The organism is Maribacter sp. LLG6340-A2, from assembly GCF_045057105.1.
Classification (GTDB): Bacteria; Bacteroidota; Bacteroidia; order Flavobacteriales; family Flavobacteriaceae; genus Maribacter.
The window spans coordinates 1,788,697-1,811,968 of the sequence record NZ_CP159332.1 but is presented as its reverse complement, the minus strand read 5'-3'; the positions used below and the strand labels follow the sequence as shown (position 1 = coordinate 1,811,968).

Sequence of the window (23,272 nt, the reverse complement as noted above, 5' to 3'; positions counted from 1 at the left end):
CTACTGGCCTATTTACTTAATATTTCAGGAAAAACAAGTGCACGATCCATTGTATTTTTATCATTAAATTTTATAGGAGCAAGCCTTGCCTGTTTAGCATCCCTAATCTTGCACTACGTGCCATTTGTTATTTTGGAAGGGGTTTGGGCGCTAATATCACTTATAACCCTCTTAAAACTGTTCTTATGGCCGGAGAAAAAGATTTAAAAAAATTGATCAAAGGTTTAAAACCGACCCTACAACCAGGAGCCTATGTTTATGTAAGCCTTAAAGATCCTCTTATAATAGAGCAGTGCCAAAGTATAATGGAATTTAAGGAAAGGGAAGGCGTTACCCTAATTCTCAATAAAGAAAAGGCACAAGAATTAAATTTGGAATATACTTATGAATCGGCTTGGATTACCTTGTCCATACACTCATCATTAGAAGCCGTAGGCTTAACCGCAACAGTAGCTACGGCATTAAGTAAAAATAATATTAGCTGTAATACGGTAGCGGCGTTTTATCATGACCATCTTTTTGTCCCTATAGACAAAGCGGATGAGTCCATCAAAATTTTAGAACGCCTTTCTTAACTCAAAGTATTTAGTGCCGTTTTTATTCTTGCCATACTTTCCTCTTTTCCCAACAATTGCATAATGTCGAAAATATGAGGCCCTTTCATATCTCCTACCAAAACCAAACGCAAAGGAGGCATAACCTTACCAAAGGAAAGTTCATTTTCCTTTATCCAATTTTTCACCAATAGTTCAGTGTTTTCTGAGCTAAAATCATCAATTGGCTCTAAAACCGTTAGTAATTGGTTCATGATATGGGAAGTATCTTCTTTCCATTGCTTCTTTGCAGCCTTTTCATTGTAAGATGATGGCGCAATAAAAAAGTAATCGCTCAAAGCCCAAAAGTCAGACACAAATACCGCCCGTTCTTTTATCAGGGAAACCACTTCGGTAACGTAGGCTTTGCTCTTTCGGGTATCGGATACATTATGTTTCTCAACGATAGATAAGAAGAGTGTTGCCAAGTCTTCATTGGAAGCCTGTTGCAAATAGTGTTGGTTATACCATTTGGTTTTTTCTGGATCAAAACGTGCTCCGCTTTTATTAACGCGATCCAAACTAAATGTATCTACAAGCTCGTTTAACGAAAATATTTCTTGCTCGGTTCCCGGATTCCAGCCTAATAAGGCCAGGAAGTTAATAACCGCTTCCGGAAAATAACCGGATTCCTTGTAACCTACGGACTCTTTCCACGATAGTGGAAAAACAGGGAATCCCATTTTTTCGCCATCACGCTTACTCAATTTCCCTTTTCCAACAGGTTTCATGATTAGGGGAAGGTGCGCAAATTTTGGGGCCTCCCATCCTAGGGCATTATATAATTGTTGATGCAAGGCAAGGGACGGTAACCATTCCTCCCCACGAATAACATGTGTTATACCCATAAGGTGGTCATCTACAATATTTGCTAAATGGTACGTAGGCATGCCATCGCTTTTAAACAACACTTTGTCATCCAACACATTGGTATCTATTTCAATATCACCCCGTATTAAATCCTTTAAGTTCAATTTTTCATCAGGAGGAGTTAAAAACCGAATTACATAATCCTCTCCATTTTTTAACCTTTTTTGAACCTCCTCTGGCATTAAGGACAAGGAGTTGTCCAGTTTTAAACGGTTATGCCAATTATAAATAAACGTTTTTCCTTTTTCTTCGTGATCTTTTCTATGAAAATCTAAACGTTCTGCACTGTCAAATGCATAATATGCTTTCCCGTTTTCTATTAATTGTAAGGCATATTCCTTATAAAGGGATTTTCTTTCGCTCTGTCTATATGGGCCGTGGCCTCCATCTTTCCCTACACCTTCATCAAAAGGAATTCCACACCAATTAAGTGCATCTATAATGTACTGTTCGGCTCCGGCTACATATCTATTTTGATCGGTATCCTCAATACGCAAAATAAAGGTACCCCCATGTTTTTTTGCAAATAGAAAGTTAAACAAGGCCGTACGAACCCCACCAATGTGTAAGGGTCCAGTTGGACTGGGAGCAAAACGTACACGAACTTTAGAAGCCATAATAATAATTTAAGGCTGCAAAGATACACAACCAAGTATTTTATTTGCCACACAAAAAAATATTCTAATACAATTTAAATATTAAAAAAGTTAGCTAATCCCTTAGTACAATCCTGGTTTTAACAAATTATTCCCAACAATCATAGGCGATAACCGTTATCTTGGTATAAAAAAGTAGCATTGCAAGACTATAACTATATTTTAGCCAAAGTAAATCAGTTTACAAAAAAGCATTATACCCAAGTTCTTTTAAGGGGATTATTTCTTTTTATTGCTTTTGGATTATTATTTTTTCTATTCATCATAGGAATCGAATATTTCCTATGGATGAATACCACGGGACGTTTTATTCTATTTGGTATTTTTATACTTATTGAAGGGTTTTTACTGTTTAGGTATATCCTGACCCCCGTTTTCTTTCTTTTTCGCATAAAAAAAGGAATTAGTCAGAAAGAAGCTGCAGCCATGATAGGGAAGCATTTTCCCGAAGTTGACGATAAACTCATTAATTTATTTGAGCTAGCGGAAAACCAAAGTAAATCTGAATTATTATTGGCTAGTATAACCCAACGTTCAAAAGCATTACATGCTATACCGTTCAGCAAAGCTGTAAATTTTAAAGAGGCACTTAAATACACCAAATATGCTATTATACCAATTTGTATTTTAGGTCTAATTTATATTTCTGGTAATTGGAGTTCATTCTTTGGCACCTATGACCGTGTGGTAAACTATAGACTAGCCTATGAAAAACCAGCGCCTTTCCAATTTGATCTACTGACAAAAAACTTAAATGTTTTGGAGGATAAGGCCATAACCCTTCATGTGGTAACAAAAGGAAATGTAAAACCAGAGAATGTTTATATCAATATAGAAGGAAAAGAAATTTTGCTTCCTTTTGAAAAAGGACTGTACTCATACACCTTTCTACCACCTTTAAAAAACTCATCGTTTTATTTTACGGCTAATGAGGTAACTTCACCTATCTATAGCCTGAATTCATTGACAACTCCATATATCATGGATTTCAGTTTGGAATTAAACTATCCTTCCTATTTGGGCAAAAAAAATGAAGTAATTAAGGGTACAGGAAACGCAACTATCCCTGAAGGCACAAAAGTTTCGTGGAATATTGTCTCACAAAATACCGAAAAGATTAATTTGAAGTACAAAGATACTTCTATTGCCCTTCAATCCAATAACAATCAGTTTAAAACGAGTAAAAGAGTTCATGCTAACTTAAACTATAAATTATCCACCAGTAATGAAAACGTAGAGGAATATGAACAACTGTCTTATTCCTTAAATGTTATAAAAGATGGTCACCCAACTATAGAGGTTAAACAAGTTTTAGATTCTATTAATCCAAATATATCCTATTACCTAGGTAAGGCAACAGATGACCATGGTTTAGACAATATTACCCTAGTATATTATCAATCTAATTCTGAACAGAACAGTAAGTCCATAGAAATTAGCAGGCCACAGAAAAATTTTGAGCAATTTTATTACACGTTTCCTTCTGGTCTTGAACTTGAAGCTGGTAAAAATTATAGTTTTTATTTTCAAGCTACGGATAATGATGCCATACATTCCGGTAAGACCGTAAAAACACAGGTTTTTCAACAAACTATACTGAATGAGGATCAATTGCGCAACAAGGATTTAAAATCGCAACAATCTTTAATTAAGAATTTGGACAAATCCTTAAAGCAAGTTAAGGATCAAAAGGAGTCTTTAGATGAATTAAATCAAAATCAAAAAGAAAAGCGAAGTTTAAATTTTGAAGATCAAAATCAGATAAAGGATTTTCTCAAAAAACAAGAGCAACAAGAACAACAGATGCAAAAGTTTAGTAAAGAACTAAAGGAAAATCTAAAAAGAAGTAATCAAGATGACAAATTAAACCAATTGTTACAAGAGCGATTAGAAAGACAAGAGCTAGAGGCTAAAAAGAATGAAAAATTACTTGAAGAACTTAATAAAATTGCTGACAAAATTAACAAAGAAGAATTAAAGAAAAAATTAGAGGAACTAGCTAAAAAACAACAAAACAGTGAACGTAGTCTAGAACAATTATTAGAATTGACCAAAAGATATTACGTTACTGAAAAAGCATCGCAATTAGCTAAGGAATTAGAAGAATTGGCAAAAGAACAGGAAGAATTATCCCTTAAAAAAGATTTAGAGAACAACCCAGAATCCCAAGAAGAATTAAACAAAAAATTTGACGCGCTGGAAGAGCAATTGGATATGCTTAAAGAAGACAATAAAGCACTAAAAAAACCAATTGATTTAAAAATTAATAATGATAAGAAAGAAGGTGTTCAACAAGACCAAGATGATGCACTCGATGCTTTGAAAAAAGAACAAAATTCTAATCAAGATAAAAATACTCCTGCTCAGAAAAAACAGAAATCCGCAGCAGATAAAATGAAGGAAATGAGCAAGGAATTATCGTCCTCTACCGCAGGTGGTGGCGGTGGCTCATCTATAACGGAAGATGCAGAAATGCTACGCCAAATTTTGGACAACCTTATTATTTTTTCCTTTAAACAAGAAAATCTTTACGACAGATTAAGTGCACAAAAAGACTACGATGCCACTCAATATTCCAAGACTGTAAAAGATCAGAATGAGTTAAGAGGATTATTTGAACATGTAGATGATAGTTTATTCGCCCTTTCGTTAAGACAGGCAGAGTTATCCGAATTTGTAAATGAACAAATAACCGAGGTCTACTACAATATTGATAAATCTTTAGAAACCATGGCAGATGGCCAAGTGTACCAAGGCATATCACATCAAAAATATGTACTTACGGCCGCCAACAGTTTAGCAGATTTTCTAGCAGAGGTTATGGATAACATGCAACAAAACATGCAAATGGGAAAAGGATCAGGTGGTAGTGATTTTCAATTACCTGATATTATAGAAGGCCAGGAAAGCATAGGTCAAAAGATGAATGGTAAAAAAGGTGCAGAAGGAAAAGGAAAAGATGGTAAAAGTGGCGAAGGTCAACAAGGAAAATCTGGAGAAAAAGGAAAAGACGGACAAGGAGGAAAGCAGGGTAAGGATGGGAAAGAAGGTTCCGGCAATAAAGAAGGAAAAGGAAAAGACGGTCAAGGTGGGCAAAATGGACAGGGGAATAATAATGGTCAGAACAGTAGTGGTCAATCCTCATCTGGAAACGGACAAGGCCAAATGAGTGAACAAGAGTTAAAAGAAATCTATGAAATTTATCAAAATCAACAAAAAATAAGGCAAGCACTAGAGGAGCAGCTTAATAATATGATTAACAACGGAGATCAAAAATTAGGTGAAAAATTAGTCCGACAAATGGAAGATTTTGAAAATGATCTATTAGAAAATGGAATTACGCAACGTACTATCAATAAAGCGAATAACATACAATATGAGTTGCTAAAACTAGAAAATGCAGCATTAAAACAGGGGAAAAAGAGCGAAAGAGAGAGCAATACCAACCTTGAAAACTTTACTAATCCCATTATTACTAAACCCTCATTATTAGATAATTATCGTAATGAAGTAGAAATTTTAAATAGGCAAAGCTTACCTTTGCGCCAAAATTTTAAAACAAAGGTAAAAGAGTACTTCAAAGCCCATGATAAACTTCAATTATCTAACTGATTTTCATTTAAACAAAGAAGAAGCATATTCAGCCTGGTTAAACATAGTTTGTAGCAACGAAGGTTTTTCTATAGGGGAATTAAACTATATTTTTTGTGACGATGATTATCTACTAAAAATCAATCAAGATTATCTACAACACGATTACCTTACTGACATAATTACTTTTGATTATGTGGAAGGTAAAACCTTATTTGGCGACCTATATATTTCAATAGATCGCGTTAAGGATAATGCAAACGAGTTTAATGTTATTTTTGATAACGAATTAAAACGCGTAATGGTTCATGGTGTTTTACACTTAATGGGTTATTCAGATAAATCTGATGAAAGTATTCAAGAAATGCGTGCAAAGGAAGATGAAAAATTAAAGCTGTTCCACGTGGAACAATAAAGATATGTTTGGAGAAAAATATGATGTTATCGTAGTAGGTGGTGGGCATGCAGGTGCAGAAGCAGCAGCGGCAGCCGCCAATATGGGATCAAAAACACTTTTGGTTACCATGAATTTGCAAAATATTGGACAAATGTCATGTAACCCAGCAATGGGAGGCATAGCAAAAGGACAAATAGTAAGAGAAATTGATGCCTTGGGTGGTTATAGTGGAATTGTATCCGATAAATCGGCCATACAATTTAAAATGCTCAATAAATCTAAAGGACCAGCTATGTGGAGTCCACGTACACAGAATGACAGAATGTTATTTGCAGAAGAGTGGAGGTTAATGCTAGAAGCAACACCAAATGTTGATTTTTATCAAGAAATGGTTTCTGGATTATTAATAGAAAATAATAATGTAGTTGGCGTTAAAACTTCATTAGGTATTGAAATAAAATCAAAATCCGTCATCTTAACCAATGGTACTTTCTTAAATGGATTAATACATATAGGAGAAAAACAATTTGGTGGTGGAAGAGCAGGAGAAAAAGCCGCTACTGGAATTACAGAACAATTAGTACAAATTGGATTTGAAAGCGGTAGAATGAAAACCGGAACACCACCAAGAGTTGATGGTAGATCTTTGGATTATTCTAAAATGATACTTCAACCAGGAGATAAAAATCCAGAAAAATTCTCTTATACAAATACTAAAATTCTAGAGCACCAACGCAATTGTCATATGACACATACCAGTGCTATAGTTCATGATTTACTCCGTGAAGGTTTTGATCGTTCACCAATGTTCAACGGTAGAATTAAAAGTATAGGTCCTAGATATTGCCCTTCTATTGAAGATAAAATAAACAGATTTGCAGATAAGGACAGTCACCAAATGTTCGTTGAACCAGAAGGATGGAAAACAGTAGAAGTATATGTCAATGGTTTTTCTACCTCCTTACCAGAAGATATACAATTTAAAGCTTTACGTTCTGTAGTTGGTTTTGAAAATGTAAAATTCTTTAGACCTGGTTATGCTATTGAATATGACTATTTTCCTCCTACTCAATTAAAACATACTTTAGAAACAAAACTGGTAAACAATCTATATTTCGCAGGTCAAATAAATGGTACTACCGGATATGAAGAAGCCGCTTCTCAAGGGTTAATGGCAGGTATAAATGCACATTTAAAAATAAACGAACAACCTTCACTAATATTAAAAAGAGATGAAGCTTATATTGGTGTTCTAATTGATGACCTTATTACCAAAGGAACGGAAGAACCATATAGAATGTTCACTTCTAGAGCAGAATACAGAACTTTATTAAGACAAGATAATGCTGACATAAGACTTACTCCTTTAAGTTATGCCATAGGATTAGCGGATGAAAAGCGATTAAAAAGGATGGAAGAAAAATTAAACAAATCTGAGGCCTTTGTAAATTTCTTTAAAGAAACCAGTGTATTACCAAAGGACATTAATCCTATTTTAAATGAAGTAGAATCAGCACCGGTTAAACAATCAGATAAAATGTACAAACCATTTTCTAGACCTAAGGTAACCATGGAACACATGAAATCTTTACCTGTTGTTTCAGAATATATAAAATCTGAAAATTTAGATTCAGAAGTTTTAGAACAAACGGAAATACAAATTAAATACTCTGGATATATAGCAAAGGAAAAAGTAAATGCAGATAAATTACACAGATTAGAAGCCGTTAAAATTCCTGAAGGATTTGATTACACAAAATTAAAATCACTTTCCTACGAGGCAAGGGAAAAACTTTCCAAAATTAAACCTGTAACCATATCCCAAGCTTCAAGAATAAGTGGAGTCACCCCAAGTGACATTAGTGTACTTTTGGTTTTCTTGGGCCGGTAGGGGAAATTGTTCCACGTGGAACAATGAAAAATAACACTAACGAAAATAATCAATGTCAAAGAGAACGACATATATCAAAACCAAAGATTATTCATTGAGTCAAGAGTCATTTAATCTTGAATATGAAGCTAATTTTGATATGCTTATCACTACACCCAAACCAGAAAATCTAGGTAAATATTACCCAAAAGATTCCTATATTTCTCATAAGGATCAATCTAAAAAATTAATAGATAAACTATATTTATTAGTAAAAAAATATACCTTAAATCAAAAAATAAAGTATATCACTAAATTTCAAAAAAAATCTAAAACATTATTGGATATTGGTACAGGAACCGGAGAATTTCTTATCCAAGCCAAAACAAAAAATTGGAAGGTTGTAGGAGTAGAGCCAAATAAATTGGCAAGAGAAAAAGGTAAAAATAAACAAATAGATATCCACGAAACCCTAGATCATCTAAATGGAAAAAAATTCAATATTATAACTTTGTGGCATGTACTAGAGCACCTACCAAATTTAAACGAGGAAATTACAAAAATTGATTCCCTATTAGAACAAGAAGGAACTTTAATTATAGCAGTACCAAATTTTAAATCTTATGATGCTAAATATTATAAAACGCATTGGGCTGCATATGATGTTCCAAGACATCTATGGCATTTTTCCAAAAATTCAATTGAAGCTGTATTCAAACAACATGGATATAAAATTCAGGAAATTAAACCCATGTATTTTGACTCCTATTATGTATCCCTATTATCAGAGAAATATAAAAATGGAAAAGCCAACTACATAAAGGCGTTTTATAGAGGATGGTTATCAAATTACCAAGCTAGAACATCAGGAGAGTATTCATCGTTAATATATACCCTAAAAAGAGGTAAAAATTAATTTTAAGCCAGTTTAAGTAGTATATCTTATTATAACCTATATAATATATATCTATTTTATAAAACTCTCTTATATCGTCTTAAAATAAACGTATATAAATAAGATATTTTGATAATAAACGATATTACCATAATAAAAATTAATACTTATCAAAATAGTACCTCATATCTCTATAAATTAACTATTAACCTTCTAAAAAGCTTTACTACTTTTGCAACATCTAAAAATGAAAAAAATGAAAAACGTTATTGTATTATTGGCAATTGTATTATTGGCATCTTGCCAACAAGAAAAAATAGGATATGTCGATAATGTTAAATTAATGGATGAGTATCAACAAAAAATTGATGTTGAAGCTAAATTTAAGGAAAGGGCAGATGTACTAGCAAAGAGAAGAGATAGTATTTCTCAAGCTTTTCAAATGGAAGCACAAGCATTCCAAAGTAAAGCCCAATCAATGTCCCAAAGCAAAGCACAGGAAGAATATGCTGCTATGCAACAAAAAGGACAAATGATAGGTCAACAATTACAACAACAAGATCAACAACTTCAACTAGAAGGGCAAACAGAAATGGACAGTATTGTATCATCCGTTAAAAAAGAAATAAAAGCTTACGGTAAAGCTAATGGCTATTCCTATATTCTAGGTGGAGGTGATGGTGGTAGTGTTCTTTACGGAAAAGAAACCAATGACCTTACTGATGAAATTGTTAAAATCTTAAACGATAAGTACAAAAAATAAATAAGATTTTTACCAATTAAAAAGCCGGTAATGTTTTACCGGCTTTTTTTATTGTACAATACTATACTCTAAGTTCTCTAATTTCTTTTCTATATTGAATTGATTTTTTGGTAAAAATCCTTTAATAATTAGCACTACACCACAAATTATCAAAATAATACCAATTAATTTCTTAATTAATATTATTCTATTAACGGTTAATTTTCTTCTTAACTGTTTGGCTAACAATATTTTAAATATATCTGTTATAAAATAAGAAATTAATACCGTTGCGAAAAATGTTATAAATCTATTAGGTTGATTATCTAAACTTGGACCCACTATAATGATTATTCCCAACCAAAAGACCAAAACCCCTATATTTATAAAATTTAGAAGGAACCCCTTTATAAATAAACCAAAAAAATCTGATTTTCTAATCTTCCTAGATTCTTCCGGCAAGGTTATATTACCTACTTTAAAAAAAGTAAAAAGTCCATAAATCAATAAAATAACACCGCCGAAAACATACAATCCAGGCTGATTACTTAAATTTTCAAGTAACTGAAAACTACTAAAGTAAGCCAGAATTATAAATAACACATCGGCCAGTAGTACACCTAAATCAAAAGTAATGGCCGCTCTAAATCCTTTAACTGCACTGGTCTGCAATAAAACAAAGAATACAGGACCTACCATAAAGCTCAAAAAGAAACCTAAGGGAATTGCTGCCTGAATATCTTCTATCATGAAAAATTACATTCTTTTAATGGTACCACCAAAGACCGTTTTTTCTTCTAATTTTGTAGGATTGCCAAAAACAAGTACTTCTCCGCCCGCTTTTACCGTGGCTTTTACATAGTCTTTAGCATTAATTTCTGCTCTAGATCCAGCATTAACATTAATGGTAGAAAAATTGGTTACAAAATTTTTGCCCTCATAAACACCACCAGTATTAATTTGAACATCCTGCAGATTTGCGCTACCGGAAGTTTTTATAATTCCACCAGAAACAGATTTAATCAACATTTGTTCTACCTCTGCCTGTACCGTTAACTCTCCGCCTTCTTGCGCCTTTAGCTCTAGAACATCTTGTTTTATAATATCTTCTGTAATAATTCTAGCATCTTCGTTGACATCAATAACCACTAAAGGATTGGAATAATACAGATCTATAAATGTTTTATATCCACTAAAAATCTTTACAATTTGCATTCTAATCTTTAGAATACCATTATTATTAACAATGACGACATTAGAAGTATTTTCACCTGTTATTACCGCTTTGTTTTCATTTGATTTAATCAGATTAATAGATAACCCATCAAACCCTTTGATTTCCTTAAAAGCCTGTAAATTTTGAGTAACCTTATTATCCTGGCCATTGACCAAAATAAAAACAAAGAGAAACACTATAATACTTATTTGTTTCATTCTTTACGTATAAACTTGTTTAATAGGGAAAATTAACTTCCCTTTTTCAGCGACCTTATACCAAAATTCGTTCCAAATTATTTTTTATCATCCGGAATTAAAGCAAAATCAAGGTGTCTTTTAATCAGATCAGTGCTTTTTACCATAACGGTCACTTCATCACCCAATTGATATTTCTTCTTAGTTCTTTCGCCAATTATAGCATATTGCTTTTCATCAAAGATAAAATAATCTCCTTTGATATCCCTGATTCTGATCATACCCTCGCATCTATTAGCAATTATTTCAACATAAATTCCCCATTCCGTAACACCGCTGATTACCCCTTTAAATTCTTCATCTTTATGATCCTGCATAAATTTAATCTGCATATACTTTATAGAATCACGTTCCGCACTAGAGGCTAAATATTCCATATCTGAAGAATGCTTACATTTCTTTTGATATTCTTCATCTTTAACAGACTTACCACCATCTAAATAATGCTGTAACAATCTATGTACCATTACATCCGGATATCTACGTATTGGTGAAGTAAAATGGGTATAGTAATCAAAAGCTAAACCATAATGTCCTATATTATCTATGGTATACACTGCCTTGCTCATACTACGTATGGTCAAAGTATCTACCATATTCTGTTCTTTCTTTCCCTTTACATCCTGCAATAATTGATTTAAGGAAGAACTTATAGATTTTTTATCCTTAAAATCCAGTTTATGACCAAATTTAGATACAATACCGTTCAAAGCCATTAATTTATCTGGATCTGGATCATCATGTATTCTATATACAAAAGTCTTCTTTGGCTTTTGCTTTCCTATAAATTCAGCTACTTTTCTATTGGCCAAGAGCATAAACTCTTCTATTAACTTATTGGCATCTTTAGATTCCTTGAAATAAACTCCTACTGGATTATTATTTTCATCCAAATTAAAACGTACTTCAACCTTATCAAATGACAACGCTCCTTTATCCATACGTTTATCGCGCATAATCTTTGCCAACTTATCCATGGTCAAAGTAGCTTCTACTACTTCTTTGGAAACTTGGTAAGCTCCATTGTCCCTTATAGAAATATCTTTAGGAATTGCTCCATTACCATTTTCTATAATGTACTGTGCTTCTTCATAGGCAAATCTTTCGTTAGAATTAATAACCGTTCTACCAAACCATTGATTTCTCAATACAGCCTTATCATCCAATTCAAAAATTGCGGAAAACGTATATTTTTCTTCATTGGGTCTCAATGAACATGCGTTATTGGATAATACTTCCGGTAACATAGGAACAACGCGGTCTACCAAGTACACAGAAGTTGCACGGTTATAGGCTTCTTCGTCTAATATGGTATCTTTTTCTAGGTAATGAGATACATCAGCAATATGGATACCTATTTCAAAATTACCGTTCTCTAATTTTCTAAAAGAAAGAGCATCATCAAAATCTTTTGCGTCTTTTGGATCAATGGTAAACGTTAAAACATCTCTTAAGTCCTTACGTTTTAGAATTTCTTCTTTTTTTATAGACGTATCTAATTGATCTGCAAAATGTTGTACTTCTGTAGGAAAGGAATAGGGTAGACCATATTCAGCAAGTATAGAATGAATTTCCGTATCATGTTCACCCGGTATTCCTAAAACTTCGGTTACTTTTCCAAAAGGTGAATCAACATCATCTGGCCAATCCATTATTTCAACCAAAACCTTTTCACCATCTTTTGCATCTCCTAGTTTGTCCTTGGAAACGAATATATCTGTATACATTCTAAAATCTGAAGGTCTTACAAAAGCAAAGGTCTTTTGCATATCAACAATACCAACAAAGGTTGTTTTATAACGCTCTAAAATTCTAACTACTTCACCTTCAAGTTTTTTACTTTTCTTTCTGGGATATATATAAACTTCAACCTTATCCTTATGAAATGCTTTGTTTAATTTATGAGAGGGTATAAAAATATCATCGTCCATACCTTCCACAATAATATAGGCATTACCCTTTCCGGTAACATCAACCGTACCCTCATGTACACTTTTAGAATCTTCCAATACCTTATATTGCCCTCTATCAATTTCTTGGATACGTTTTTTCTCTTTTAATTGCGTTAATCTTTTAATAAGCGTATTTCTATCTTGAGCATTGGTAACATTAATTTTGGCGGCTATTTGCTTGTAATTGAAGCTTTTATTCGGTTCATTTTCCAGAACGGTAAAAATACCTTTGGTAATTTCATTTGTTCTATGATTCTTCGCCTTCTTATTTCTTTTCGACATTCATCTTTTTATTTGTTGGAAAATTACGAATTATAATCCACTACTAATAAACCAACTTTTATTGTAAAGGATATAGAATTGACTGTTATCAACAATTACTATATAATATTCAGTTTTTCTTTTAAATTAAATTAAATATTAATGGTTATTATAGGCTGTTCATAACTGATATAACTTATTTGAATATTTCTTGACTTTATGACATACCAAAAGTTGTTGACAGGATATACCTTTTTAATACAATTGAAAATCAGAATTTTGAGAAGTTATGAATAAACGTTTATAACTGCTATTAACATGAATTTTTTAATAACTAAATGTAAATTTTATGTTAACGGGAGACTTTTTTTTGATGAAAATGAACTAATACTTTTTTAAAATTAAATTCATCCTTTTTATAAATAAAGTGTAAGCAGCTATAAAATTCCAAAAGCAAGTTTTTTAGCAGTTTTTTTTAAACATTTTATGCATCTACTAATCTTGCTTATAACGGAGTAATTAACAACGATTAATTTTAAGCTAGCAATAATTGTTGTGTACTACTTATATTTTGTTGTGAATACCTGATTATCGTACCTTTAGCAAGGTTTTATCTTTCCCCCAGGATAATTATCTAAGAACTTATTAACCTATAATAAATACGCTTATGAAAGTAGCTATTGGTAATGACCACGCAGGTACGGAATACAAACTAGCTATTATTGGATTATTGAAATCTATGCAAATTGAAGTTATCAACCACGGTACGGATGGTACTGATAGTGTAGATTATCCTGATCACGCACATCCTGTAGCCTATGATGTTGAAAAAGGTAGCGTGGATTTGGGAATTATTATTTGTGGTAGCGGTAATGGGGCCTGTATGACTGCAAATAAACAGCAAAACGTAAGGGCCGCGCTATGTTGGAATAAAGAGATTACCCAATTGGCCAGGGAACACAATGATGCCAATATTTTAAGTTTACCGGCACGTTATATTTCTTTGCCACAAGCTTTGGAAATGGTAAAGACTTTTTTATCTACTTCTTTTAGTGGAGGAAGGCATGAACGTAGGGTAGAAAAAATACCGGTTTAAAGTTCTATATGTTCATAACCATGTTATCTAAAATATAGACCACTAGAATACAAGTAGTTAAATTTAAAAGATATAAACATAAACCGTTAGTAAAGTAAAATATGCTTGATATCTCTATTAAGAAGTTCAATGAATTAAGTTTAAATGAACTTTATGAGCTTTTAAAATTAAGAAGCGAAATATTTGTAGTGGAACAAAATTGCGTTTATCAAGATTTAGATAATAAGGACAAAAAAGCCCTGCATGTTATTGGCGTTGCTAATGACACCATGGTAGCTTATACCAGAATTTTTGGACCTGGGGATTATTTTAGTGAGGCTAGTATTGGTAGAGTTGCCGTAAGTGAACAATACAGACGCTTTGGTTATGGAAAGGAAATCATGGTGAGTTCAATACAAGGTATAAAGGATAATTTTAAGGAAGAAAGGATAAAATTATCTGCACAAACTTATCTAATAAAATTTTACACTTCATTAGGTTTTAAAACGGTTGGTGAAGAATACTTGGAAGATGGCATACCACACATTCAAATGCTAAGGAATTAAAAATGCCGCAGAAATGCGGCATTTTATATAAATAGTAATAGCTTACTTATCTTAAATTTTAATGGGTGTTTTGTTACTTAAATTTATGTCTTCTAACATAGAGTCCGTAAACTTATAATGTCCTCTAGTAGTTATTATTCTGAACCTATTGGAATTCATTCTGCTCAATGTATCCAAGAAAAGCCATTTAGATTTTAATAATCTAGTTCTGTGTGATTTTAAACTGATATCAAAATAATATTTTCTACCATTTTTTACTGCTACGATATCTGGGGTAATATTATCATCTTTACCTTTTCTTGAATATGATTTGGGTGTTTCATAGCCCTCTATATCAGCCTTGATATTTTCAAAACCTGTAGCTTCTAAATGTTGTATCGATTTTTCTAAGAATTCCGTGTTTTCTGACTTTTCTACTTTTACCATACCTTATAAGATATCAAATTCTAGCAGAATTACAAATTTTAAATACTGATTAACAATATGTTAAGAGTTTTCAATAAAGCTATGCAAGACGTTTTGCCAAACCATTTTCAATAAGATAGTCTAATCTCAGAATCAAGTTTACTGGTTTTTCAACCTTCTTTATTGTTGAAAAATACAAGTAACCTTCCGTACGGTGGTCAAGTTCCCTTATTCTTAATTTACCTTGTTTTGTACCAGCATTATGATAATATGTAGCTAATGTGCTTTTGGTAATTTTCTTTTCTTTTAAAAAGGAACAAAGTTTTTGCCGGTTTACCATGGTAATCTTGCAAGTTGTATACCTAGAAGGTTCATCTTCATAAATAGCAGTGACCAAGGCATAAAAATCCGTTTTTTTTCTATCATCAAAAAGCCAACCTTCTTTGTAAAGGTCCCTTTTGAAATAGGTTAGTTCAAACGCAAAAGTAGGTAGGTCATCGTTAATATAATCTAATTGCGCTTTCTCATCAATATAATAAACGGCCTTACTTTGTTTATGGGTAAAAACAATATCTATACCGGCCAATTGTTTTTTCATGTCCACAATACGTTTGGTGGAATACTTGGTCAAATATTTTTTATAGTACGCATCCAATAGAATTGAAAGTTTTCTTTCTTTATTCAAATCAGATGTGAACGTACTTTTCAAGATGAATGAATTTTATCAAAAAGAGACTTTCCAATTTTTTGAACCACACCTACCACCAGGGCATTTCCCATAAAAAAAACGCGTTTGGTATTAGATATGCCATTAAGTGCAGTATGGTTTTCAGGAAACATATTTAAACGTTCTACTTCCTTTGGAGTAAGTCTGCGCAATCCTTTGGAAGTTTGTATAACATGTTTAAACCGTGACGGACTTTTACCTCCTTCACCGGTAATAATAGTCCGCGATGCATTGTCCAAAGCATCGGGAAAAATCATGCTGCCTTCACTATAGTTGTATGTAAAACCAGATTTGGCCTTACGAACCTCTTTTTTTGCCCCTTTTAGATATTCCCATTTAGGATAATCACTTTCAGGAATATAAAATTCTTCTTCTACAGGTTCTTTTTCCAATATATCACCTAATACAACTCTTTTACCATCATAAACAGCTGTTGTTTTTGTAGTATGTACCGATCCGTCTATGAAATAACCTGTGTTTTGAAAAGGCGATAATTGTTCTCCTACATTGAAGTTTTCCGATAGGGCAACAAGGTCATCGGTAATTTTAAAAGAGTTTATTTTAGAATTGGTGCTGGTTATAGGAAATGCATGTGAAATAGTACTCAATTTAAAAATCCAATCATTTGCCTTTGCATTTTTAAGTGTTTTAAAAGGTAATGTGGATTTGTGATATCCAATAAAAAAAATACGCCTACGTCTTTGTGGCATTCCATAATCTGCGGCATTAATGACCCTCCATTCTACGGCATACCCTAAATCATCCAAACTTTTGAGCATGATAGCAAAATCTCTTCCCCGTTGTGTAGATGGTGATTTTAGTAGCCGATCTACATTCTCTAAAAATAGATATTTTGGTGGATTTTTTTTCTCCGATAAAATTCTATGGATACTCCACCATAACACCCCTTTTTTACCAATTAGCCCTTTAGAATTCTGTAGAGTAGTGGCTACGGAATAATCCTGACAAGGAAAACCACCTACTAAAATATCCGCATCTGGAATGGTATCTATAGGTACTTCAGATATATCTGTATTGCTATGATTACTTTTTCCAAACCTAGCTTCATACACCAATGAGGCATGCTGGGTTTTAGTGCTAGGTTCCCATTGGTTGCTCCACACAACTTTAAATTTATCCGTAGCTTCAAGACCTAATCTAAATCCGCCAACACCGGCAAAAAGTTCTATAACCTTAAGTTTCTTCATTTGGGATAAAATTACATAAATTCACGAGGGAAATACTACCAAAATATAATGGGTATGAAGAATACAATATTTCTTAAAGCATTTGCATTAGTTTTTATAACCCTATTTATATCCTGTAAATCTGGGGAGAAAAAGGAAATGATAGCGCAAGAGATTACGAACATAAAAAATTATTTTGCACCTGATAAAAGAACCGCGCTTTTTAATATTAAGGTCGCGGACCAACCAGAAAGCATAGTATTAACGGGTGAAAGTAACCAACCGCAGGCAATGGATTCTTTAAGAGCTCTCCTAAGAGCCAAAGGAATAGATTTTAAGGACGAGATGAGGCTTTTGCCCTCAAAAGAACTTAAAGGGCATCACTATGCAGTGGTCAATATTTCTACAGCAAATTTAAGAAGTAATCCCAAACACTCCGCAGAGCTTGCCACTCAAGCAATTCTTGGTACATCGGTACGTGTTTTGAAAAAAGAAGGAGGTTGGTATTTGGTTCAGACGCCAGATCAGTATCTGGCTTGGGTAGATGCTGGTGGTATAGAATTAATGGACAAAGAAAAGTTAGATTTATGGTCCAAAAGCAACAAAGTAATAGTGACCAATACCTATGCCCATGCTTTTAAAACTATAAACGGAACAACTAGAATATCTGATTTGGTTGCTGGCAGTTTACTTAAATTAATGGGTGTGGCAGATGGTAATTACAAAGTCCAGTTTCCTGATGGTAGAATGGCATTTGTACCCATGAATAGTGCAGAGGTATATAATACTTGGTTGCAAAACTTAAGTTTAGAGGAAGATGCCTTGGTGGAAACCTCCAAAACACTCATGGGTGTTCCTTATTTATGGGGAGGCACATCTACCAAAGGGGTAGATTGTAGCGGTTTTACCAAAACGGTATATTATTTAAACGGAATGGTAATTCCTAGGGATGCTTCTCAACAAGTACATACGGGCAGTTCCATAGATTCTTTATCAAATTTTGATGCATTAAGAAAAGGTGATTTATTGTTTTTTGGAAAAAAGGCAACGGATTCAACTGCAGAAAAAGTAGTTCATGTAGGAATGTGGATCGGGAACAACCAATTTATACATTCATCGGATATGGTAAGAATTAGTAGTGTGGACAAGAATTCTCCAAACTATGACGAATACAATGTTAATCGTTATTTACGTACCAAAAGGCTATTTAAAGAAAAGGATAAAAATATTATTGAATTAACAAAAGCTACAGAAATTAAGGGTTAGGCAAGGCAAATGCAATAATCTGATTTCCCTTTTCTGTTCCTAATTTTTCACCGCCACATGCCAGAACAATATATTGTTTGCCCTTGTATTCATACGTACTTGGTGTAGCAAAAGAAGCTGCCGGGAGCTCATATTCCCATAGCAGTTTCCCCGTTAATTTATTATAAGCCCTAAAGTACCCGTCTTTTGTAGCTGCAATAAGTAATAGTCCGTTTTGGGTAATTATGGGTCCGCCATAGTTTTCAGTACCTGTGGTAGGGTAACCTTTTACTTTTAGTGATATTGTTTCACCAAAGGGTATGGACCATAAAAATTCACCCGAATTTAAATCTATAGCGTTAAGCGTTCCCCATGGTGGTGAAATACCGGGTAGACCATTACTATCTAAAAACTTGTGGTAGCCACCATGCAGATAAGGGTTTTCTTCTGTAGTGCTGGTTATTTCCTTTTTTGCATTATTGGAAGAAGTTTGCTCTTCATTGAATAGAAATTGGATCAAGGCATCTTTTTCTGAATCTGATAAAGTTGGAAAACCGGTCATCATCCCTTTTCCTTGAGTAATTATAGTCAATATTTCTTCTTTACTTTTCTTAAGATGAATATCAATTAAAGAAGGAAAACCACTAGCAACCAAACCTTTTCTATCGGTCTGGTGACATGTAGCGCATTTACTACTATAAATGCGTTTACCCAAAGGCATGGTATTGGTTTTTGTTTCATTTACCTTCATTGTTAAATTCCATGCCATTTCATTAGAGTTGACATATAAAATACCATCTTCTGGATCAACACCTGCGCCGCCCCATTCTGCCGCCCCATCATATCCTGGCAGTAATAATGTAGGTTGAAGATTGGGTGGGCTATACACATCTTTTTGTGCAGACTTAAAAAATGCTAAAAGTTCCTCTCTATTTTCTGCATAAGGATTAATATCCTCTTGGGTTAGCTCGCTAGATTGTCGTGCAAAAGGTTTAGGCAATGTTGGTATAGGCTGTGTTGGCCAGGCAACTTCACCTGGTAATGTGGATGGCGAAACCGTAATTTCCTCAATATCGAATAAGGGCTCACCTGTTAATCTATTAAAGACAAAAACATATCCCTGTTTGGTTACTTGTGCTACGGCTTTTATTTTTTGTCCGTTGTGTTCCACGGTCAATAAATTTGGTGGGGCCGGGAGATCACGGTCCCATATATCATGATGTGTAAATTGATAGTGCCAAAGATATTCGCCCGTATTTGCATTTAAAGCCACTAATGAATTAGCAAAGAGATTACTGCCCAATCTATCACCCCCATAAAAATCAGGAGCAGCAGAACCTGTGGGTACATAAATAATTTCTTCCTCTTCATCTAGGGCCATACCAGCCCAATTATTGGCGGCGCCAACCATAGGATTTTTATAAGCATTGGGATCGTCCCAAGTTTCATAACCATATTCCCCTGGGTGGGGTATGGTATGAAAAACCCATTCTTGCTCACCGGTAATTACATTAAATGCCATAACATCGCCCGGGGCTGCATCAGAACCTTCAGATATTCTTAAGGGCATTACAATTATATCTTTGAATATAGTACCGGGAGTATTAGAAATAACAAACTTTTCTTTAGCTGTTTCTGGCATTCCAGACCGCATATCTATTTTCCCGTTAGTACCAAAAGATGGTATTGGTGTTCCAGTGAGTGCATTAAGGGCATAAAGATCAGCACCACGCGTACAAAGAATTCTTTTGTCATCGCCTTTTTGCCAATAAGAAACCCCTCTACTGGTAGAATGCCAAACTTGAACAGAGTCTCCAAATTGCCATATTTCTTCCCCGGTTTCTGCATGTAGGGCAACAACCCGCAATGCCGCGGTTACCCCATATACCATACTATCAACAACCAAAGGGTTCATTTGCATTTGTCCCCAGTCTGGAGCGTTATATCGCCAAGCTATTTCTAATTGTGAAACATTGTTAGGTGTTATTTGGTCAAGGGTAGTAAAATGGCTTCTACCGGGATCTCCTAAATAAGATGACCATGTGGTATATCTATGATCAGTTTTTTTATCGGCCTCTTTGTTGCAACCCAATAGCATGCAAATGGTAAGAACAACAAATAATAGATAGTAGGAATGAACCTTCATAGTATATTGTTTCTAATTTGTGCTTATAAATTCGCGAATATCTTTACTTAATTGGATCAAGTCCGGCTGATGAGTGTACATCATATGCCCAGCTTCATAATAGGTCATTTGTACACGTTCACCAACTATTCCATTTCTGGCAAAAGTGTATTCAGCATCAAAAAAAGGAGTAATTAAATCATAATACCCACTTGCCACCAGAACTTTCATGGCCGTATTTCTGCGCATTGTTTCCCCTAAATCCGGTGCCGTATTTACAGGCATAGGTTCCCAATATTGGCTGTCTGGAACAGTTCTCCACCTCCAATTGGAACCTCCGCCCGAAGTAATGTACGGTCTATTCATTTGTATGTTTAATTCTGATGCAAAATAATGATTGATACTAGCAGTATAAGCAGCGCTAATTTGGTAACTGGCAGCATCACCCAAATGAGGTTTTTCAGAAACTTTATCTTCCTCATTGCCCATAAAACGACCGTCAAGACGACCAATTGCCAAACCTTTATCCAATAATAATTGTTTTTGAAAGCGGCCCATAAGAATTCTAAGGTTGGAGCGAAGAATGTATGTTTTGTTCAACCCCGTAAAATAGGCCAGTTTTTCAGCGACGGCGTTTTTTTCTTCATTAGAAAGTAAATTGCCTTTATGTAATGCAGAAATATAGGTGTTATAGGTGTATTCACGACATTCGTTAATGAAACTTTCCAATGATTTGTCTTGGCCGGCTTTTTTGTGGTACCATGCCGTAGCAGCCATACTGGGTAAATAGGTGATAAATGAAGTAATGTTATTGGGCACTGATGTAGAGCCGGCATAATCTAAAGCCTGTGAGATTAAGATCATTCCGTTCAGCGCCATATTTTGACCGGATCCCTCTAAGGCTTTTCCTAAAGCAGCGGCCCTGGTTGTTCCATAACTTTCACCTGCTAAGTATTTAGGTGAAAACCAACGTTTGTTTTCAGTAACCCATTTACGGATAAATTGAGCGAACGAATCTACATCCTCTTTAAGTCCGTAGAAATCTTTCCCTTCACCTTTTCCAACCAATCTACTATAGCCAGTTCCTACGGGGTCAATAAAAACCAAATCTGTAATATCCAATAACCCATGTTCATTATGGATTAAATTATACGGTGCGGCCCCATCATCATTTTTTGCATCGGAATCTACTTGAACAATTTTAGGTCCAAAAAACCCCATATGCAACCACATTGAAGCAGAACCCGGGCCGCCATTAAAAACAAAAGTTACAGGTCTTTTAGTGACATCTCCCATATTGGTTTTGGTGTAGGCAACAGACCAAAATGTGGCTATGGAATCTCCATCTTTATTTGTTAGAAAAGTCTCTTTTGCGGTAGCGGTGTACTCAAGGGTTTCCCCTCCAAAATTTCCTTTGTGTGTTGTAACAAAAGATTTGGCTTCGGGTATTGGTTTTGGAGGTGTATCTTTTTTCGTTTCTTGAGCTTGGGTGAATAGGGAGCATAAGAAACAGGTTAGTACTAATATTTTGTTTTGCATAATTTGTAAGGTTGATGGCTAGATGTTTTAGTTTGTCCATATTAAAAGTAGCGATAAAATATGAACGTTAATTTTTTCCATTTAAATCCAGTACTTTTAGTGAGCAATTAAGATTCATATGTACAGGCATAAATGATATTTAGATGTAACCTATTCAAGGTTTTCATTTAATTTCTCAGAATGGTGTACGCTACCAATAGATGTAAGATATTTAAAGATGAAAAAACAAATTTTAAGGACCAGCTTAACTATTACAGTGTTATTGTTATTAATTGGCTGTGGAGTTTCAAAATCTCAACAGACCCAAGATGATTGGGTAAACATGTTTAATGGAGAAAATTTAAAAGGATGGACCACAAAAATTCACCACTACGAGGTAGGGGATAATTATGGGGATACTTTTCGTGCAGAAGATGGTATGATTAAAGTGCGTTACGATCAATATGAAGGGGAGTTTAACGATCGTTTTTCGCATTTATATTATGACAGGCCTTATTCAGATTTTCATTTAACAATGCAATATAGATTTGTGGGAGAATTACACCCAGGAGCTCCGGACTATACCCTTTTGAACAGCGGCATTATGTTCCACTCCCAAGACCCAAGAACAATGCTGAAGGAGCAAGACTGGCCAATTTCTGTAGAAATGCAGTTTTTGGCGGGTATAGAAGAGGGTAAAGAGCGTCCTACAGGTAATATGTGTTCTCCGGGTACAGATGTGGTCTATGAAGGTAAAATAGACCCAAGGCACTGTATTAACTCTACCTCTGATACGTACTACGGGGATCAATGGGTTACAGCAGAATTGATTGTGCTGCATGATTCGTTAATTACACATATCATTAATGGAAAAACGGTATTGCAATATACCAAACCCCAAATAGGTGGTGGTGTGGTAAAAGGGTTTGATCCTAGTCTAAAACAAGATGGTAAACCACTAAAAGAAGGTTTGATTGCATTACAAAGTGAAGGTCAACCTATAGATTTTAAAAATATTAAAATCAGGAATTTAAAAGGATGTATGGATCCTAAGGCAAAAAATTTTAAAGACTACTATGTAATTCCCGATATGAAATCATGTAGCTATTAAAAACTATACAGAA

19 protein-coding genes are annotated in these 23,272 nt (G+C 34.2%); 10 read left to right on the top strand and 9 right to left on the bottom strand.

Going from position 1 to position 23,272, the window contains the following annotated elements; all coding sequences use genetic code 11:
* Window positions 1-185 precede the first annotated feature (185 nt).
* Window positions 186-575: an ACT domain-containing protein gene (locus tag ABVM52_RS07760; protein ID WP_405384845.1), complete on the top strand. Its 390-nt coding sequence runs from the start codon at window positions 186-188 to the stop codon at window positions 573-575.
* On the opposite strand, the gene gltX is transcribed toward ABVM52_RS07760, so the two are convergent.
* The gene (gltX, locus tag ABVM52_RS07755; protein ID WP_405384844.1) at window positions 572-2,080 is read right to left on the bottom strand and encodes a glutamate--tRNA ligase; all 1,509 of its coding nucleotides are present in this window, start codon (window positions 2,078-2,080) and stop codon (window positions 572-574) included. The genes ABVM52_RS07760 and gltX overlap by 4 nt on opposite strands.
* 180 nt (window positions 2,081-2,260) lie before the next feature.
* Here gltX and ABVM52_RS07750 point away from each other — a divergent pair, with 180 nt between their 5' ends.
* The 5 genes from ABVM52_RS07750 (at window position 2,261) to ABVM52_RS07730 (ending at window position 9,635) form a co-directional block, all read left to right on the top strand.
* Window positions 2,261-5,731: a hypothetical protein gene (locus ABVM52_RS07750; RefSeq protein ID WP_405384843.1), complete on the top strand. Its 3,471-nt coding sequence runs from the start codon at window positions 2,261-2,263 to the stop codon at window positions 5,729-5,731.
* Window positions 5,706-6,125, top strand: coding sequence for an rRNA maturation RNase YbeY (gene ybeY, locus ABVM52_RS07745; RefSeq protein WP_405384842.1), 420 nt, complete (start codon window positions 5,706-5,708; stop codon window positions 6,123-6,125). Before ABVM52_RS07750 ends, ybeY begins: the two co-directional genes overlap by 26 nt.
* 4 nt (window positions 6,126-6,129) lie before the next feature.
* Complete coding sequence (gene mnmG, locus ABVM52_RS07740; RefSeq protein WP_405384841.1) at window positions 6,130-7,998, top strand: tRNA uridine-5-carboxymethylaminomethyl(34) synthesis enzyme MnmG; 1,869 nt, start codon at window positions 6,130-6,132, stop codon at window positions 7,996-7,998.
* Window positions 7,999-8,050: 52 nt separating this feature from the next.
* Window positions 8,051-8,893, top strand: coding sequence for a class I SAM-dependent methyltransferase (locus tag ABVM52_RS07735; RefSeq protein WP_405384840.1), 843 nt, complete (start codon window positions 8,051-8,053; stop codon window positions 8,891-8,893).
* A gap of 235 nt (window positions 8,894-9,128) precedes the next feature.
* Window positions 9,129-9,635 (top strand): OmpH family outer membrane protein, encoded by a 507-nt coding sequence (locus tag ABVM52_RS07730; protein ID WP_405384839.1) that lies wholly within the window; start codon window positions 9,129-9,131, stop codon window positions 9,633-9,635.
* A gap of 48 nt (window positions 9,636-9,683) precedes the next feature.
* On the opposite strand, the gene ABVM52_RS07725 is transcribed toward ABVM52_RS07730, so the two are convergent.
* The 3 genes from ABVM52_RS07725 to rnr form a co-directional block, all read right to left on the bottom strand.
* Entirely contained in the window at window positions 9,684-10,364 is a 681-nt protein-coding gene (locus tag ABVM52_RS07725) for a LysE family translocator (RefSeq protein WP_405384838.1), read from the bottom strand.
* Window positions 10,365-10,370: 6 nt separating this feature from the next.
* A complete protein-coding gene (locus ABVM52_RS07720) occupies window positions 10,371-11,048 on the bottom strand; it encodes a head GIN domain-containing protein (RefSeq protein ID WP_405384837.1) in 678 nt (225 codons plus the stop codon).
* A gap of 77 nt (window positions 11,049-11,125) precedes the next feature.
* Window positions 11,126-13,321: a ribonuclease R gene (gene rnr, locus ABVM52_RS07715; protein ID WP_405384836.1), complete on the bottom strand. Its 2,196-nt coding sequence runs from the start codon at window positions 13,319-13,321 to the stop codon at window positions 11,126-11,128.
* A 646-nt stretch (window positions 13,322-13,967) separates the two neighbouring features.
* Here rnr and ABVM52_RS07710 point away from each other — a divergent pair.
* Both ABVM52_RS07710 and ABVM52_RS07705 read left to right on the top strand, forming a co-directional pair.
* Window positions 13,968-14,396 (top strand): RpiB/LacA/LacB family sugar-phosphate isomerase, encoded by a 429-nt coding sequence (locus ABVM52_RS07710; RefSeq protein ID WP_405384835.1) that lies wholly within the window; start codon window positions 13,968-13,970, stop codon window positions 14,394-14,396.
* 101 nt (window positions 14,397-14,497) lie between these two features.
* Entirely contained in the window at window positions 14,498-14,941 is a 444-nt protein-coding gene (locus tag ABVM52_RS07705) for a GNAT family N-acetyltransferase (RefSeq protein WP_405384834.1), read from the top strand.
* Between the two features lie 51 nt (window positions 14,942-14,992).
* On the opposite strand, the gene ABVM52_RS07700 is transcribed toward ABVM52_RS07705, so the two are convergent.
* From ABVM52_RS07700 to dcm, 3 genes are all read right to left on the bottom strand, one after another.
* Window positions 14,993-15,367 (bottom strand): hypothetical protein, encoded by a 375-nt coding sequence (locus ABVM52_RS07700; protein ID WP_405384833.1) that lies wholly within the window; start codon window positions 15,365-15,367, stop codon window positions 14,993-14,995.
* 79 nt (window positions 15,368-15,446) lie between these two features.
* Complete coding sequence (locus ABVM52_RS07695) at window positions 15,447-16,055, bottom strand: hypothetical protein (RefSeq protein ID WP_405384832.1); 609 nt, start codon at window positions 16,053-16,055, stop codon at window positions 15,447-15,449.
* A complete protein-coding gene (gene dcm, locus ABVM52_RS07690; protein WP_405384831.1) occupies window positions 16,052-17,281 on the bottom strand; it encodes a DNA (cytosine-5-)-methyltransferase in 1,230 nt (409 codons plus the stop codon). The genes ABVM52_RS07695 and dcm overlap by 4 nt, the downstream gene beginning before the upstream one ends.
* 54 nt (window positions 17,282-17,335) lie before the next feature.
* Here dcm and ABVM52_RS07685 point away from each other — a divergent pair, with 54 nt between their 5' ends.
* Window positions 17,336-18,526: an NlpC/P60 family protein gene (locus tag ABVM52_RS07685; RefSeq protein WP_405384830.1), complete on the top strand. Its 1,191-nt coding sequence runs from the start codon at window positions 17,336-17,338 to the stop codon at window positions 18,524-18,526.
* On the opposite strand, the gene ABVM52_RS07680 is transcribed toward ABVM52_RS07685, so the two are convergent.
* Window positions 18,516-20,651 carry a pyrroloquinoline quinone-dependent dehydrogenase gene (locus ABVM52_RS07680; protein WP_405384829.1) on the bottom strand — a complete coding sequence of 712 codons (2,136 nt, stop codon included), beginning with the start codon at window positions 20,649-20,651 and terminating at the stop codon, window positions 18,516-18,518. The two genes, ABVM52_RS07685 and ABVM52_RS07680, sit on opposite strands and share 11 nt — an antisense overlap.
* Before the next feature lie 12 nt (window positions 20,652-20,663).
* On the bottom strand, window positions 20,664-22,169 hold the full coding sequence (locus tag ABVM52_RS07675; RefSeq protein ID WP_405384828.1) for a S10 family peptidase: 1,506 nt from the start codon (window positions 22,167-22,169) through the stop codon (window positions 20,664-20,666).
* Window positions 22,170-22,386: 217 nt separating this feature from the next.
* Here ABVM52_RS07675 and ABVM52_RS07670 point away from each other — a divergent pair, with 217 nt between their 5' ends.
* Entirely contained in the window at window positions 22,387-23,259 is an 873-nt protein-coding gene (locus ABVM52_RS07670) for a DUF1080 domain-containing protein (protein WP_405384827.1), read from the top strand.
* The last annotated feature ends 13 nt before the right edge of the window (window positions 23,260-23,272 follow it).